Below are 15,020 nucleotides of genomic sequence, written 5' to 3' on the forward strand. Positions count from 1 at the left end.
CCACCCTGCGAAGCTGGTAACTGGCCGTGATCGCCTGTGCGTAGCCGCCTGCGAAGCGCAACCGATTTCTGCGAAGTGACGCGAGTAACGCGCCCCTGAGTCGGATGGGCATCAGCTTGCCGTCGCGGCCAGCGCCTCAATCCGTGAAATAGCGGCTTGCACGGCAGGACGCTGGCTAATGCGTTCGTACCAGCGGGCCACATGTGGCGTGTCCGTAAGTTCGAGTGCGAGAAATGCCCGCCTCCAGATCCAATCGAAGTGGCCGATGTCCGCGATCGAATAATCGTTTCCCGCGGCGAATTCCCGCTGCGCGAGCTTGCCGTCGAGCAGTCGTAGGTGCCGCTGCGCCTCGTTGCCGAAGCGCTCGATTGCGTGTGCGGAACATTCAACAGGGGCCATCTTCCGAAAAATAGCCGGCCTGCCCGAACGCGGGACTCAGTCCCGAAGCATGAACGAACAACTGCTCGAACGTACGGGCCCGCGAGAACGGTTCGGTCGAGAGTAACTTGCCGTGCAGCTCCGCCAGGTGAACGAGAATGGCCGCCAATTCGGTCAGCACGAAAGTCCGATGTGTATCGGTGAGAACCGGCACCTTGCCGTTCCGGTTGAGCGCCAGAAAGTCGTCGCGCTTCTGCTCTCCCTTCTTTACGTTGACGGCGTGCAGTTCGTAATGGAGGCCGAGTTCTTCCAGCTCAATCGGCACTTGACGCTATTTGGCGTTGCAAAGGCAAAGACGTGATGCATGATTAGAGTTCTTGTCCGACGGGGGCCAAGGGGCCAACGGGTCGATAACGACGGACGGAACTTTGCCTTCCCGATGCCGGCGGCTGAAGTATGGTGCACGGCATGAATGTGATTCCGTTGGCGAATGGTGTCGGTGTATTCCGCGACGGAATAGGTGTTATCACTGGGGGATGACTTCTATCGCCAGAGTACGGCGTCGATGATGACGCCTCTAGCCTCCATACAGCACTCGCCGCTTGCCACGAATCCTCTCTTGAGTCCAGTTCGAGTTGGTCCGTATTCTCACCGTATCGTGCTGGCGCCGCTCACGCGGATGCGCACCGACACGGACAACGTGCCGGGCGATCTGATGGTTGAATACTACGCACAGCGGGCGAGTGCTGGCGCGCTGCTGGTCACGGATGCGACGACGGTGTCGCCGCTCGGCGTTGCGTACGCCGGTGCGCCGGCCCTATACAGCAATGCTCACGCGCGTGGTTGGCGGCGTGACCGACGCGGTGCATGCGAAAGGCGCTCGCATATTCGTGCAGCTCTGGCACGCGAGGCGGCAGGCGCATCCCGCCAATATCGACGGTGCGGTGCCTGTCGCGCCGTCTGCGATCCAGGCGCGCGAGCACGCCGCGATCCGAGATGCGGCCGGCAATATCGTGGAAGTCGAGCAGGTGATGCCCCGGGCGCTGGACACCTACGGAATCGCGGGCGTAGTCGACGAGTTCCGGCGTGCGGCGACCCTTGCGATCGACACCGGTTTCGACGGTGTCGAACTTCATGCGGCCAACGGCTATCTGCTGGAGCAGTTCCTGCCCGATGGCTCGAACCATCGTACGGACAAATACGGCGGTTCCTCGAAAACCGTGGGCGCTTTCTGTTGGAGGTGCTCGATGCGGCCGTGTCGGTCTGGGGCGCCGACCGCGTTGCGATGCGTGTGTCGCCCAGCGGCACCTACGGCACGATGTCGGACAGCGATCCGCACGCCACCTTCGCATACGTGAGCCGCCACCTCGACGGCTACGGCCTGGCTTATCTTCAGGTGATCGAACCGCGGATTCGCGGCAACGAGGATACCGAGACCGCGGCATCCGCCGTGCGACCGCCGATATCCGCTGTGTGTACACTGGCACGATCGTCGCGGCCGGCGGGTTCACCGCGGAAAGTGCGCTGCATGCCGTCGACGCAGGCGTCGCCGATCTCGTCGCTTTCGGGCGGCTGTTCGTCTCGAACCCCGACTTTCCGGAACGGCTGCGCGTGGACGCACCGCTAAATCGCTACGACCGCACGACGTTCTACGGCGACTACGCGCATGGCTACACCGACTACGCTTTCTATCAAGCGGAAACGGCCTGACTGCGGCTGATTGGCCGCGACGCCTACGCCGGCCGTACCGTGCCCGATTGCCGGTACGGCCGCTTTGCGTTTCGTGTCGTCGAGCGCACGGCGAAATAACCTAACGGAGCAGGGGTTTGCATGGATCGGATGGCAGCAATGGAAACGTTCGTCGCGGTAGTCGAGGCGGGGTCGTTCTCGGCCGCTGCACGGCGCCTTGCACTGGGGCAGCCTGCAGTGTCGAAATCTGTCGCGCAGCTTGAAGGCCATCTGGGCGCCCGTTTGCTGCTGCGTTCGACGCGTGGTCTGACGCCGACAGATGCCGGACAGCGCTTCTACGAACATGCGCGCCGCGCGATCGAGGCGGCCGACCATGCGGAACAGGCCGTGCATGAATCGTCCGCGGGTTTGTCAGGCCGTCTACGCATCAGCGCTGCGGTGACATTTTCGCGTTTGCACGTGCTGCCCGCGCTGAAGGTTTTTCTCGACCGCCACCCGAACCTCGAACTCGACGTCATCCTCGACGACCGCTCGATCGACCTGCTGGAGGAGGGCGTGGATGTCGCGTTGAGAATGGGCTCGCTCGACGATTCGTCGATGACTGCACGCCATGTCTCGCGAAGCCGCCGTCTCGTGGTCGCCACGCCGGACTATTTCGCGCAGATGGGCGTGCCCGGCACGCCGGCCGAGCTGAGCCGTCATCAGGCCATCGTTTACTCGTTACGCGGCGGCGGAGAATCGTGGGCATTTAGTCAGAACGGCACCGAAGTCGCTGTCGTGGTGTCCGGACGTGTGCGCGTGAGCGCCGCTGAAGGCATGCGCACGGCCGTGCTCGGCCACTTGGGGCTGGCAATTGCGTCGGAGTGGATGTTTTCGCCGGAACTGGCCGACGGCACCGTGCGAGCGGCGCTCACGGACTGGAGTTTGCCACCCGTCGATCTGTGGGCGGTTTTTCCGGCTGGCCGCATGCCGACGTCGAAGGCGCGTGCGTTCGTTGCATTTGTCGAGGAGGTACTGGGCGCAGCGGCGGGCGCCGCCGCACCGGGCCAGCTTCAGAAAGCCAGCTTGCCGATTGATGCGCCGCCGTCAACGTACAGCGTCTGCCCGGTCATGAAGCCGGCTTCGTCCGAAAGCAGGAACGCGATGGTCGCCGCGATCTCGTCGGGCTGGCCAAAGCGGCCCATCGGCACGGCGGACAGGTAACGCCGCTCGCCTTCGCTGCCGGGCTGGTTGTTCGCGCGGAACAGTTCGGTTTCGGTCGGTCCTGGCGCGACCGCGTTGACCGTGATGCCGGTATCCGCGAGTTCCAGCGCCCACGAACGCGCGAAGCTGATGAGCGCGGCCTTCGCAGCCGCATAGGCGGTGCGCTCTGTCTTGCCGAGAATCGTCAGGCTCGATATGTTGACGACGCGCCCCCAGCGCCGCGAACACATGCCGGGCAGCAACGCCTGCACGGCCTGCACAGCCGGATGCAGATTGACCGCGAACACGTCGTCGAGAGAGGCGAGGTCGACGTGGCCGATGCGCTGCGGCTTCACGAGACCGACGTTGTTGACGACGCCGTCGAAGGCGAAGCGGCGCGTCAGGTCAAGCAAGACGGCGTCTGTTGCCGCGCGGTCGCCGAGATCGACGGTCACGAGCTCGCCGGGGAAGTCGGCATCGGCGCGTGCAAGGCCGACGACCCGGTGACCGGCGTTCACGAGCCGCTTGCTGAGTGCGAGGCCGATGCCTTTGGTCGCGCCGGTGACCAGGAAGGTACGCGGGGTAGGTTGAGTCATCCGTGAAGTCTCACAAGGAAATCACCGCCCGGTGTGCTGCTTCGGGCGGTGCAAGGAAGGGTGTCGGCCTGCGGCCTTTTCGAGCACCGGAATCATGTCGGTCGGCTCCGGTCGGTGCGTGTAGTCGGGGTTGACCTCCGAGTACAGCACGACGCCGTCTTGTCCGATCACGTAGCGCGCCGGCATCGGCAGCGTCCAGGATGGGTCGTCGTTGAACGCGGGCAGGTCGTTCTTCAGCTTCTGGTAGAGCGCGACCAGATAATCGGGCAGCGAGAAGCGCAAGCCGAACGCCGCGCCGGTTTCGCCTTTTTCGTCGCTCAGTACGGGGAAGTCGAGGCTGTTGTCGCGTACCGACTTGCGGCTGTTCACGGATGTCTGCGGCGAGATCGCGACGACGTTGGCACCCTGCGCGCGGATCTGCGGCAACACCTCGTTCAGCGCCTGCAACTCGATGTTGCAGTACGGACACCACACACCGCGATAGAACGTAATGACGAGCGGCCCTTGCGCGAGCAGGTCGGCGGACGACACCGGATGGCCGTTCTGATCGTTCAGGGTGAATTGCGGCGCGCGGTCACCGGCCTTGATCGAGCGGCCTGCGTGGCCGCTCGCGATCAGCTCGGCCGTGGCGCGCTCCATGATCGGGTGGATTTCCGGCGGCACGTTGTATGGCGGCTTGCCGCCCTTGAAGTCGGCCTTAAATGCATCGAGTTTCTGCTGCAGGGACATGTTGGTTCTCCGTCGTTCGATTCCGTTATGCCGAAACAGCCTGCGGCTTCGTCCACTCGTTGCCCTGCATGAACGCGTCATACGGCGTGTGCACGATGTGGTTCGTGTAGTTGCTCATGACTTTCGTCGCGACGCCGAGGATCACTTCCAGCACGTTGCGGCGGGTGTAGCCGGCGGCGAGGAACGCGTCGACATCAGTGTCCGGCACGAATCCGCGCGCGCGGACAACGAGCGTGGTGAAGCGATGCAGCGCTTCGAGCTTCGCATCGGGCAGCGGCGTGCCGGCGCGTAGCGCGGCGATCACGCCTTCGTCCATATGGATCATCTTCGCGAGCGTGCTGTGCCCCGCCATGCAGTAATGGCAGTCGTTCTCGAAGTTCGAGGTGAGATAGACGACCTGCTGTTCGTGCGGCGTCAGCGTGCTTTTCGAAAACAGGTCCCAAAGCGCCGAGTAGCCGGCCAGTAGCTCGGGCGCTTCAGCCATGTACGACTGCAGGTTTGGCACGAAGCCAAACGCTTTTTTCGTGCCTTCAAGATGGGCTTTGGACGCTTCGGGCGCGTCGTCGATCGTGTGTTTCGGGAAGGTGCTCATCGCGGTCGAGAAGTTGAGTTGCGGTGAGCAGATGATCGGACGCCGTGGGCCTTTGGAGAAGATCGCCGGCGGCAATAACAGCCATTACCGTATGGAATGGCCGCCGGACCAGAGGCGACCAATCGCAAGATGCATTTGCTATATTGTCGAATCCACAGACTTCAGAGAGCCTGCAATGCCACGCATCCAGCGTCCCGGCGTCCCGTTGGCTCCGTCGTCGACGCGCAGGACCGCACGCCCGGCGGCCGCGAAGACCGCGACCTCGCGCCGCATGGCGCCGGAAGAACGCGAAAAGCAGATCGTCGATAAAGCAATCGAGCATTTCGCGACCCACGCTTTTCCGGCAGCCCGCGCGAGTTGGCGCGACAGATCGGCGTTACTCAGCCGCTGCTGTACCGATATTTTCCAAGCAAGGAAGCACTCATCGACCGCGTGTACAGCGAGATCTATCGCTGGGATCCGCTATGGGACGCGTTGATCGCCGATCGCACCGTCGACCTGCAGGCGCGGCTCACCGCGTTCTATCAGGCGTATTCGAGCGTCATGCTGACGCGTCCGCTGATCCGCACGTTCATCTTCGCGGGATTGGCGCGCGAGGGCATCAACACACGTTATCTCGAACAAATGTGCGAGCGAGTGCTCAAGCCGGTGATCGACGAAATCCGCGAGTCTACGGCCCACCGCCCGCCACCGACAAAGCGACGCGTGAAGTCGACATGGAACTGGTGTGGAGTCTGCATGCAAGCATCTTCTACGTCGGCGTGCGTCAGTGGGTTAAAGGCATGCCGTTCCCAAACTGTCTTGAAGCGCACGTCGACCGTCAGGCCGATGCAATCCTTAACGGCACACCCGCAGTGCTCATCAATCTAACGAAAGCTACGAAAGCCGTCGATACGGCGAAAAGCGAAAAAAGGCGAAGCCCGGTCTCCCGGCAAGCGCCGGTTTTCCACCGTATCTCCGTCAGCGGACTGTTCCACGAGGGTATGCGCTGGCGCGGCAACACTGGTCAGGTCGTTCCGTCGAACTACCATTTAACGATCGATCGATAAATGATCGCGAACTAAATTATTGCAGAGGCGAAACGGTGTGTGGATCCGTGAAATCTTGCTGCGCGCGTGACAGGATCCACTCGCGGAACGCGACGCTCTGCGGCAGCGGCTGATCTCCGGCGGGAAGGAAGAGGTAATAGCTCAGTCCCGTGCGCAACGGCCGGTCGATCGCGAGCATCACCGCGCCGGACGCCAGCTCTTCCTGGATCAAAAAACTGGGCACGAGCCCGATCCCGATGCCGGAGGAGACCGCTTCGATCAAGTGCGACGTCAGCTCGAATTGCGGGCCGACGTTCATCGAGCGCTCGTCGATATGCTGATCCTCGAACCAGCGGATCCAGGAATCGGATCGTGCCGTCACGCGCAACAGCAAATGGCGCGTCAGATCCTGCGGAGACTGGATGGGTTGTACCTGCGCGACTGACGGGCTGATGATCGGCAGCAAGGTTTCGTCGCAGAGCTTGTACGACACAAGCCCTGGCCACGCGCCGTCCCCTACGCCGATTGCCGCGTCGATGCCGTTGCGTTCGAAGTCGAACTGGCCAATGCGCGAGTGCAGGTTGATCAGCACGCCTGGATGCCGCTTATAGAAGTCGGATAGGCGGGGCATTAGCCACTTGCTCGCAAAAGTTGGTAGTGCAGCGAGGTCAAGGCTGCCGCGTCCCGTCTGCGACGCGATCGCCTGCAACGAGGCGCTGCGCACGCGCTGCAACGCCTGGCCTATGTCCCGGTGGTAGACCGCGCCGATCGCCGTGAGCGTCAGCTTGCGATTCATGCGGCGAAATAGCGGCACGCCCAGCAGTTCCTCAAGCGCTTGCACCTGGCGGCTCACGGCGCTTTGGGTCAGGGCGAGATCGGATGCGGCATCGGTGAAGCTCAGCCGGCGCGCGGCGGCGTCGAAGGCGATCAGAAGCGACATCGACGGAGTCAGACGACGTGGGTTCATTCATAAACCTCATGGAAAAGCCGACCAAAATTCGTTTGAGCGTCGAGTATGAGACGTCCAAACTATGAGAACTACAGGGGGAATCGCTAGGTATCCAAGCGCGGCGTGCCGTACGAACGCGATAACTCCCAGGCGCACATTTCAATCGAACGGAGACAACAATGAGTCAGGACATTTCGGCTGCATTCCCCTATGACATGCAACGCGTGAAAGTGCGCGACGCGGAAATGGCATATGTCGATGTCGGCGAGGGCGATCCGATCGTGTTCCTGCATGGCAACCCGACCTCGTCCTACACGTGGCGCAACGTGATTCCCCATCTCGAATCGCTCGGCCGGTGTCTTGCGCCGGATCTAATCGGCATGGGCCAATCAAGCGATTCGCCGACGTATTCCTATCGCTTCGACGACCACGCTGACTATCTCGACGCGTGGTTCGAGCAGTTGGGGTTGAGCAAGAACATCGTGCTCGTCGTGCAGGATTGGGGAGCGGCGCTGGGCTTCGATCGCGCTGTGCGTTATCCGGGATCGGTATCAGGCATTGCGTACATGGAGGCAATGGTGCGCCCGCGCCTTTGGACCGACATGCCGCCGGAACGTCAGGCGGTGTTTCGCCGCCTGCGTGGCGAGGAAGGCGAACAGATGGTGCTTGAAGATAACTTCTTCGTCGACAAGATGCTGTTCGAGCTCGGCGTGAAACGCGCGCTGACCGACGCAGAAAAACAGGTATATGCGCAGCGTTTCCTAAGGCCCGGCGTGTCGCGGTTGCCGACGCTGGTGTTCCCGCGCCAGATTCCCTTCGATGGCGATCCGCCCGAGACCTACGCTCGAGTCAAGCGCTATAGCGACTGGCTCTCGCAAAGTACGAATCTGCCCAAGCTTTTCATCAACGCGGACGAAGGCCACGGCACAGCGGGCGCTGCGCGCGAATTTTGCCGCGCTTGGCCGAATCAAGAGGAGCTCACCGTCAGCGCGAAGCACTATGTCCCAGAGGATTGCCCGCATGCGATCGGCGAAGCGGTGGCCAAGTTCGTCAGGCGGCTGCGCGGCTGACCGCAACTCCAATTCAGCGCCGATCACAGCGCCAATCGCAATCGACAACAAACGAGCCCAACTTTCCATGTCGTCAACGATTTCTCCTCCGGTCGACACCGGCCTGCCCGCGTCGGATACCGACGGAGCGCACCCAGTCGATCGCGCTTCGAGCGCGTTCGCGCGCGACCTGCAAAGCACGCTGGGCGAATCAGTGCACTTCGATCGCGGGCATCTCGCAGTCTATGCATCCGACGCATCCAACTACCGGCAGGTGCCGGTCGCGGTCGTAATGCCCCGCTCGCTTGACGAACTGGCGGCCGGAATCGGCGCTTGCCGGCGCCATGGCGCGCCAGTGCTGATGCGCGGCGCAGGAACATCGATGAGTGGACAGACGGTTAATTCCGCCGTCGTTTTCGACGTGTCTCGACATTGTGCGTCGATCATCGAACTCGATTCGAAGGCAGGACGCGCTGTGGTGGAGCCCGGCGTCATCTGCGATCAGCTGCGTGACGCGGCCGAACAGCACGGCCTCACCTTCGCCCCCGATCCGTCGACGCACAGCCGCTGCACGCTTGGCGGCATGATCGCGAACAATTCCTGCGGGCCGCACTCGGTCATGGCTGGCAAGACGCTAGAGAACGTCGAGGCGCTAGAGGTGATGACCTACGACGGCACACGCTTCTGGACCGGACCGACAAGCGACGCCCAGCTCGACGCCATCATCGCTGCGGGCGGCCGTCAGGGCGAAATCTACGCTGGACTGCGTGCGCTGCGTGACCGCTACGCGCCGCTGATTCGTGCGCGCTTCCCCTCGCTCAGGCGCCGCGTGTCCGGCTACAACCTGGATCAGCTGTTGCCTGAGAACGGCTTCAACGTCGCGCGCGCGCTGGTTGGCACCGAAGGCACCTGTGCGCTCACGCTGCACGCGCAGGTGCGGCTGGTGCACAGCCCAAGCGAACGTGTTGTATTGGCGCTCGGTTTTCCAGACATCTATACAGCCGCCGACGCCGTTCCAGAATATTTGCGCTACGAGCCGATCGCCGCCGAGGGCCTCGATCGAGAGATCGTGCGCGGTTTGCAGGCGCGCAAGCTGGCTGCCACCGAAATTGCAATGCTTCCCGGCGGCGACGCGTGGGTGCTGCTCGAATTCGGCGCCGACACCGTGCAGGCCGCGATCGCATTGGCCGAGCGCGCCCGCGACGCGTTGTGCAGCCGTGACGCCGGACCGCGTCCGACGAGCCGCCTGATCACGAGCCGCGACGAGCAGCGGCACATCTGGTCGATCCGCGAGAATGGCGCGTCGAGCACGCAGTTGTCGATCGATCCGAACGTCGTGGATCCGAAAGTCGGGTGGGAAGACGCTGCGGTCGATCCGGCGCGGCTCGGCGATTATCTGCGCGGGTTTCAGGCGCTCGTCGATCGCTACGGCTACCGTACGTCGCTGTTCGGCCACTTCGGCGACGGCTGCGTGCACGCGCGCGTGACCTTCGACCTGCGCACCGCACAGGGCGTGTTCGATTACCGCAACTTCGCGCGCGAGGCTGCGCAGTTGGTGGTCGATTTCGGCGGATCGCTGTCCGGAGAACACGGCGACGGCCAGGCGCGTGCCGAGCTGCTGCCGATCATGTTCGGCGACGAGTTGATGGAAGCGATGCGCATGTTCAAGCGCATCTGGGACCCGCAAAACCGCATGAATCCCGGCAAGGTCGTTGACGCTTACCGCATCGACGACAATCTGCGCGCTGGTCCGGGATACAAAGTCGTCAACTTTGCGACGAAGCTGCAGTTCCGCAGCGCCGAAGGTAACGGCTTCCAGCGCGCGCTTGAACGCTGCGTCGGTATGGGACGATGCCGCGCGCAGAAGGGCGGCACGATGTGCCCGAGCTTCCGCGCGACGCAAGACGAACGTTTCTCGACGCGCGGCCGCGCGCGACTGCTGTGGGAGATGCTGCAAGGTGATCTGATCGATGACGGCTGGCAGAGCGAATCCGTCAAGGAAGCGCTCGACACATGCCTCGCGTGCAAAGGCTGCCGCAGTGATTGCCCGACGCACACGGACATGGCGGCTTACAAGGCCGAATTTCTGTCGCATTACTACGAGAAGCGCCGACGTCCGCGCCAAGCGCTGGCGATGGGCCGCATCGGCGACTGGGCGCCGCTCGCCGCGCGCATGCCGGGGCTTGTCAATCTCGTCAATCGCACGCCCGGCGTCGCCACGCTCGCCAAGCGCATCGCGGGTGTGGACCCGGCGCGCACGTTGCCCAAATTCGCCAGGACCACCTATCGGCGTCTTGCGGCACATCGCATCGGACAGGCCGCAGGCGAAGGCCGGCGCGTGATCCTGTGGGTCGATACGTTCTGCGAGCACTTCCATCCGGAGATTGCCGAGGCGGCGGCGCGCGTGCTCGAACATGCAGGCTTTGTTGCCGTGCTGCCGCCGACGCCGTTGTGCTGCGGCCGGCCGTTGTACGACTTCGGCTATCTTGATCGCGCGCGAGGCCGGCTTGCCGCGATCCTCGATGCGCTCACGCCGATGTTTGCTGCGGACGACGCGCCGGTTGCGCTGGTCGGGCTTGAACCGGGCTGCATGTCGGTGTTCCGCGACGAACTGCTCAAGACTTTTCCGGATGATCCGCGCGCTCACGCTTTGAGTGCGAAAGCGCAGATGTTGGGTGATTTTCTCGTGGCGCACGACTACCGGCCGCCGCGCTTCGATGCCCAGGTCATCGTGCATACGCATTGCCATCAGAAGTCGCTCTTCGGCGCGCAGGGCGACAAGGCGCTGCTCGACGCGATGGGCGCGCACGCGACGCTGCTCGACAGCGGCTGCTGCGGCATGGCCGGTTCGTTCGGTTTCGACGAAAAACATGCGGAGATCTCCGCGCAGGTCGGCGAACTGGTACTGCTGCCGGCGGTGCGCCGCGCGCCGCCCGCCGCCTTCATTCTGAGCAACGGCTTCAGTTGCCGCGAGCAGATTGAGCAGCGGGCCGGCCGCAAAGTCGTGCACCTTGCCGAACTGCTGGCGCTTGCGCACGACGCGTCGGCGCGCGCCGAGCCGCGGACCGACGATCACACGCATCGCATTTCGACCGCGGACGAGCCCGCCTGAGCCCGGCCACGCGTCTCACCTTTCTAACGCAAACGGATGACTTACATGACCTATGCCGACGCCGCATCGACTCCCGCCATGACCGGCGTCCTCGCGCCCGCGCTGACGCCGTTCGACACGGCCGGCGACATCGATCAACCCGCGTTCGAATCGCACTGCCGCTGGCTGCTGGACGCGGGTGTCGGGCTCGCCGTGTTCGGGACCAATTCCGAGGCAGCCTCGCTATCGTTCGGCGAGCGCCTCCACGCGCTCGAAGCGCTGATCACGGCAGGCCTCGATCCCGCGCGCTTCATGCCGGGCACCGGCACGTGTTCCGGGCGCGAAACCGTCGACCTGACCCGGCAGGCGCTCGGGCTCGGCATTCATCGCGTGCTGATGCTGCCGCCGTTCTATTTTCCGCAGCCTTCGGAGGCGGGCTTGCTGCGCTACTACCTGGACGTGATTGAGCAGGTGGCCGATGCGCGCTTGCGCCTGTACCTCTATCACATTCCTCAGATGACAGGCGTGCCGATCACGCTGTCCCTGATCGAGCAGCTGCGAAGCCGTTACCCGTCCATCGTATGCGGCATCAAGGATTCGTCCGGCGATTGGGCGAACCTGGAAGCTACGCTGAAGACGTTCGCCGCCGACGGCTTCTCGGTGTTTCCCGCCAGCGAAGCATTGCTTTCACGTGCATTACCGCTTGGCGCTGCCGGCTGCATCAGCGCGACGGCGAACATGAATCCGGCGGGACTCGTGCGTTACTTTGCGGCACTGTCGGCTAACGCGCCTGCGCCCGACGAGCAGATGGCGCTCGCCGTGCGCAGCGTTTTCGCATCGATGCCAATGATCCCTGCGATGAAAAGCGTGCTGGCGCGTAGCGGGGCGACGCCCGACTGGGCGCACGTACGTGCGCCGCTGACCGCGCTCGATCAGCGCCAGGGCGATGCGCTGATGCAGTCGCTCGACGATATCGGCTTTCGCCTCGAAGGACTGACCGTAAACGCATAGAAACCTTTTCGGCGCGTCAGTTCGCGCGCCGGGTAAATCGCACAAAAGAGCTTGCACGGACCGAGACGGCGTCACCGTCGAGGTTCAGACGAGCCATCGGATGCATACACAGGAGACAACGATGAACGGCATGCAAGGCTACGCGCAACACGACTTCGCGAAGATGGCGCCTGACCGCCTGTCACGACCGATGCTGATCCTGGTGATGGGCCTGCTCGGCACGTCGTACATGTTCAACGCGATGGATCGCCAGGTGTTTCCATCGCTGCTGAGCGCGATACGCACGACGTACGGACTCTCGCTCGCGCAGGCGGGATTTGTTAGCACGGTATTCACGTTCAGCGTGGCGATCGTCGGTCCGGTCGCTGGCTGGTTCTATGCAAGATATACACGCAAATCGATTCTAGTGGGCGGGCTGATTGGCTATTCGGTGTTCACGCTCATCACGCCGCTGGCCCAGGGATTCACGACGCTGGCGGCATTCCGTGGCTTGACGGGCGTCGGCGAAGCGCTGCAGGTCGGCGCCGTCTATTGCTGTCTCGGCGGCTACTTCGGCCGTACGCGCGGTGCCGCGATGGGTTGGATGCAGGCGTTTTTCGGCTTCGGCGCGCTGGTGGGGCCAGTGATCGGCGTCCATCTGCATCGCGCTTTCGGGCAATGGGAACTGCCGTTTTACGTGTTCGGCGTCGCTGGCATTGTGGTCGCGCTGCTGCTCGCGCGCTTCATGCCGGGCCGCTTCAGCGAAGCGATTGAGCCCGCCGAGCGCACCGGAATTTTCGAGAAAGCGCCGTCGCTGCCACGGCTTCTAAACCGCAACGTGTGCCTCGCTTCGGCGTCTTTCGCGCTTGTCGGACTGTCGTTCTTCTCCTACACCGCGCTGTACGCGACGTATCTGCGCGAGCACCTGAACTACACGTCGGTCGCGGCGGGATCGGCGCTCGGAATGTACGGGCTGGGCGCGATGGGTGCGGTCATCGGCGGCTGGGCGGGCGACAGGCTCGGCAAGGCGGGCATTTTCTGCGGACTGGCGATACTCGCGGCGGCTAGCTTCCTGATGTTCAACGGAACCGTGCAGCCTCTTGCCCACGCAGGACTCTCGCTGTTGTTCGGCTTGATGGTGAGCGGCTTTTTCTACGCGCGATTCGTCTCAGTGATCCAGCGCAGCGCGCATCCGCTGCAAATCGGCTATGCGGTGTCCGCCGCGATGACGGGTTTTTACATGAGCGGCCCGTTCGCGGGCTTCCTGTTCGGCGAACTAGTCGAGCTGTGGGGTTGGTCCGCCGCCGCCAACGTCATGGTAGTCGCGCCGCCTTGCGTGGCGATGGTGCTAATGGCGTTCTTCGATTATTCGCGGCTGCGTGACGCCTGAGCTCGCCGTTACGTGCCGGGCCGCCCTGCACGCGCATGCCTTTCTCTCTACTCATTTAGCGTATTGCCAAGAGGTTCAAGCGATGAACATGCATTCCACCCATCCAGCGCGCCCTCGCGCGCTGGTGATCGGCGCATCGATGGCCGGACTCTTTGCCACGGCGTTGCTGCACAAGGCTGGCTGGTCGGTCGACCTTTTCGAGCGCTCCGACGTCGAACTGTTCGGGCGCGGCGCGGGCATCGTCACGCATGGCGAGCTGCTGGACGCGCTCGTCGAAAGCGGCGCGGACATCGAGCGTCTGGGCGTAGCAATTAAGGACCGTATCGCGATCGATCAATCGGACAACGTGCTCGAGCATCTCGATTATCCGCAGATCGTCACGTCCTGGGACCGGCTGCATCAGTCGATGCGCGCGACCATTCCCGACGGCCATCATCACCTCGGCTGCAATCTCGTGTCGATCGACCAGCGCGATGACGGCGTGACCGCGCATTTCTCCAACGGCAGACAGGAGCACGCCGATTTGCTGATCGCCGCAGACGGCTACCGCTCGGGGATTCGCGGCATGGTGATGCCCTCGGTACAGCCGATCTATGCGGGCTACGTGATCTGGCGCGGCGTCGCCGACGAGGCGACAATACCGGCATCCGCGCGCGACACGATCTTCGACAAGTTCGCGTTCTTTCTCCCACCAAACAATAAGATCATCGGCTATCCGATTCCGGGTCTCGATCACGCGCTCGACGTGGGCCGGCGGCGCTACAACTGGGTCTGGTACCGGCCGGTCGCCCCTCGGACGCTCGAAACGATGCTCGTCGATGAACAGGGTAACCATCATCCGGTTTCGATTCCGCCGCCCCTCGTGCGTCAGGAATTGATCGACGAACTCAAGGACGCGGCGCGTAGGCAGTTGCCGCCGTCGTTCAGCGACACGCTCGCGGTGATCGAGCGGCCGTTTTTTACGCCGATCTACGACCTGTTCTCGCCCAAGATGGTGTTCGGGCGCATTGCGCTGATCGGCGATGCCGCCTCGGTCGGGCGACCACATATTGGAATGGGCGTCGCCAAGGCGGCCTCAGATGCGCAGGTGCTTGCGCATGCGTTGGGAAATCGGGCACTGTCGATCGATGACGCACTCGCACATTTTGAAAAGGAGCGGCTCGTCGAAGGGCGCATGGCGTTCGAGCGCGGCCGCACGCTGGGCGAGTATCTGCTCGCCAACGAAGCGTCGGAGCACGCAGCCGACGATGCGCATTGGCGGGAATTCCACAGCGTGACCGGCATCCTTCGCAACACCGCGTCGTCCGATTTTTTAAAAGCGCTGTGAAGGCACGTATTTATCCGATTTCAACTGGAG

13 protein-coding genes and 3 pseudogenes are annotated in these 15,020 nt (G+C 63.3%); 10 read left to right on the forward strand and 6 right to left on the reverse strand.

Annotated elements, in window-relative coordinates; all coding sequences use genetic code 11:
- Window positions 1-111: 111 nt before the first annotated feature.
- Together QCE79_RS35120 and QCE79_RS35125 are read right to left on the reverse strand one after the other, a co-directional pair.
- Window positions 112-399 carry a glutathione binding-like protein gene (locus QCE79_RS35120; RefSeq protein WP_309852605.1) on the reverse strand — a complete coding sequence of 96 codons (288 nt, stop codon included), beginning with the start codon at window positions 397-399 and terminating at the stop codon, window positions 112-114.
- Window positions 386-703: a glutathione S-transferase N-terminal domain-containing protein gene (locus QCE79_RS35125; RefSeq protein ID WP_309852608.1), complete on the reverse strand. Its 318-nt coding sequence runs from the start codon at window positions 701-703 to the stop codon at window positions 386-388. The genes QCE79_RS35120 and QCE79_RS35125 overlap by 14 nt, the downstream gene beginning before the upstream one ends.
- Window positions 704-946: 243 nt before the next feature.
- Between QCE79_RS35125 and QCE79_RS35130 the strand changes: the two are divergent.
- The 4 genes and pseudogenes from QCE79_RS35130 to QCE79_RS35145 all read left to right on the forward strand — a co-directional run.
- Window positions 947-1,168 (forward strand): annotated as a pseudogene (locus tag QCE79_RS35130) (hypothetical protein); the annotation flags it as partial.
- 37 nt (window positions 1,169-1,205) lie between these two features.
- A pseudogene (locus QCE79_RS35135) lies at window positions 1,206-1,759 on the forward strand (alkene reductase); the annotation flags it as partial.
- A gap of 92 nt (window positions 1,760-1,851) precedes the next feature.
- Window positions 1,852-2,088: a hypothetical protein gene (locus QCE79_RS35140; RefSeq protein WP_309852658.1), complete on the forward strand. Its 237-nt coding sequence runs from the start codon at window positions 1,852-1,854 to the stop codon at window positions 2,086-2,088.
- A gap of 120 nt (window positions 2,089-2,208) precedes the next feature.
- Window positions 2,209-3,093: pseudogene (locus QCE79_RS35145) on the forward strand (LysR substrate-binding domain-containing protein); the annotation flags it as partial.
- Window positions 3,094-3,119: 26 nt separating this feature from the next.
- Here the strand turns inward: QCE79_RS35145 and QCE79_RS35150 are convergent.
- The 3 genes from QCE79_RS35150 to QCE79_RS35160 are packed head-to-tail and all read right to left on the reverse strand — an operon-like array spanning window position 3,120 to window position 5,166.
- Complete coding sequence (locus QCE79_RS35150) at window positions 3,120-3,845, reverse strand: SDR family oxidoreductase (protein WP_309852611.1); 726 nt, start codon at window positions 3,843-3,845, stop codon at window positions 3,120-3,122.
- A 21-nt stretch (window positions 3,846-3,866) separates the two neighbouring features.
- On the reverse strand, window positions 3,867-4,574 hold the full coding sequence (locus tag QCE79_RS35155; protein ID WP_309852614.1) for a peroxiredoxin-like family protein: 708 nt from the start codon (window positions 4,572-4,574) through the stop codon (window positions 3,867-3,869).
- A gap of 25 nt (window positions 4,575-4,599) precedes the next feature.
- The gene (locus QCE79_RS35160; protein ID WP_250495378.1) at window positions 4,600-5,166 is read right to left on the reverse strand and encodes a carboxymuconolactone decarboxylase family protein; all 567 of its coding nucleotides are present in this window, start codon (window positions 5,164-5,166) and stop codon (window positions 4,600-4,602) included.
- A 716-nt stretch (window positions 5,167-5,882) separates the two neighbouring features.
- Here QCE79_RS35160 and QCE79_RS35165 point away from each other — a divergent pair.
- Window positions 5,883-6,215 carry a hypothetical protein gene (locus tag QCE79_RS35165; protein ID WP_309852661.1) on the forward strand — a complete coding sequence of 111 codons (333 nt, stop codon included), beginning with the start codon at window positions 5,883-5,885 and terminating at the stop codon, window positions 6,213-6,215.
- Between the two features lie 16 nt (window positions 6,216-6,231).
- Here the strand turns inward: QCE79_RS35165 and QCE79_RS35170 are convergent, their stop codons facing one another.
- On the reverse strand, window positions 6,232-7,161 hold the full coding sequence (locus QCE79_RS35170; RefSeq protein ID WP_309852618.1) for a LysR substrate-binding domain-containing protein: 930 nt from the start codon (window positions 7,159-7,161) through the stop codon (window positions 6,232-6,234).
- 161 nt (window positions 7,162-7,322) lie between these two features.
- Here QCE79_RS35170 and QCE79_RS35175 point away from each other — a divergent pair, with 161 nt between their 5' ends.
- The 5 genes from QCE79_RS35175 (at window position 7,323) to QCE79_RS35195 (ending at window position 14,990) form a co-directional block, all read left to right on the forward strand.
- Window positions 7,323-8,213 carry a haloalkane dehalogenase gene (locus QCE79_RS35175; RefSeq protein WP_309852620.1) on the forward strand — a complete coding sequence of 297 codons (891 nt, stop codon included), beginning with the start codon at window positions 7,323-7,325 and terminating at the stop codon, window positions 8,211-8,213.
- Window positions 8,214-8,280: 67 nt separating this feature from the next.
- On the forward strand, window positions 8,281-11,304 hold the full coding sequence (locus QCE79_RS35180) for an FAD-binding and (Fe-S)-binding domain-containing protein (protein ID WP_309852622.1): 3,024 nt from the start codon (window positions 8,281-8,283) through the stop codon (window positions 11,302-11,304).
- Window positions 11,305-11,349: 45 nt separating this feature from the next.
- Window positions 11,350-12,294: a dihydrodipicolinate synthase family protein gene (locus QCE79_RS35185; protein WP_309852625.1), complete on the forward strand. Its 945-nt coding sequence runs from the start codon at window positions 11,350-11,352 to the stop codon at window positions 12,292-12,294.
- A 121-nt stretch (window positions 12,295-12,415) separates the two neighbouring features.
- The gene (locus tag QCE79_RS35190) at window positions 12,416-13,663 is read left to right on the forward strand and encodes an MFS transporter (RefSeq protein ID WP_309852627.1); all 1,248 of its coding nucleotides are present in this window, start codon (window positions 12,416-12,418) and stop codon (window positions 13,661-13,663) included.
- A gap of 88 nt (window positions 13,664-13,751) precedes the next feature.
- Window positions 13,752-14,990: an FAD binding domain-containing protein gene (locus QCE79_RS35195; RefSeq protein WP_309852630.1), complete on the forward strand. Its 1,239-nt coding sequence runs from the start codon at window positions 13,752-13,754 to the stop codon at window positions 14,988-14,990.
- The last annotated feature ends 30 nt before the right edge of the window (window positions 14,991-15,020 follow it).

This window comes from Caballeronia sp. LZ003 (assembly GCF_031451465.1).
Classification (GTDB): Bacteria; Pseudomonadota; Gammaproteobacteria; order Burkholderiales; family Burkholderiaceae; genus Caballeronia.

What these genes read in the sequence shown, in the direction of transcription:
- QCE79_RS35120 (WP_309852605.1), bottom strand. Translation starts at nt 399, where the DNA reads ATGGCCCCTGTTGAATGTTCCGCACACGCAATCGAGCGCTTCGGCAAC.
- QCE79_RS35150 (WP_309852611.1), bottom strand. Translation starts at nt 3,845, where the DNA reads ATGACTCAACCTACCCCGCGTACCTTCCTGGTCACCGGCGCGACCAAA.
- QCE79_RS35155 (WP_309852614.1), bottom strand. Translation starts at nt 4,574, where the DNA reads ATGTCCCTGCAGCAGAAACTCGATGCATTTAAGGCCGACTTCAAGGGC.
- QCE79_RS35160 (WP_250495378.1), bottom strand. Translation starts at nt 5,166, where the DNA reads ATGAGCACCTTCCCGAAACACACGATCGACGACGCGCCCGAAGCGTCC.
- QCE79_RS35165 (WP_309852661.1), top strand. Translation starts at nt 5,883, where the DNA reads ATGGAACTGGTGTGGAGTCTGCATGCAAGCATCTTCTACGTCGGCGTG.
- QCE79_RS35170 (WP_309852618.1), bottom strand. Translation starts at nt 7,161, where the DNA reads ATGAACCCACGTCGTCTGACTCCGTCGATGTCGCTTCTGATCGCCTTC.
- QCE79_RS35175 (WP_309852620.1), top strand. Translation starts at nt 7,323, where the DNA reads ATGAGTCAGGACATTTCGGCTGCATTCCCCTATGACATGCAACGCGTG.
- QCE79_RS35180 (WP_309852622.1), top strand. Translation starts at nt 8,281, where the DNA reads ATGTCGTCAACGATTTCTCCTCCGGTCGACACCGGCCTGCCCGCGTCG.
- QCE79_RS35185 (WP_309852625.1), top strand. Translation starts at nt 11,350, where the DNA reads ATGACCTATGCCGACGCCGCATCGACTCCCGCCATGACCGGCGTCCTC.
- QCE79_RS35190 (WP_309852627.1), top strand. Translation starts at nt 12,416, where the DNA reads ATGAACGGCATGCAAGGCTACGCGCAACACGACTTCGCGAAGATGGCG.
- QCE79_RS35195 (WP_309852630.1), top strand. Translation starts at nt 13,752, where the DNA reads ATGCATTCCACCCATCCAGCGCGCCCTCGCGCGCTGGTGATCGGCGCA.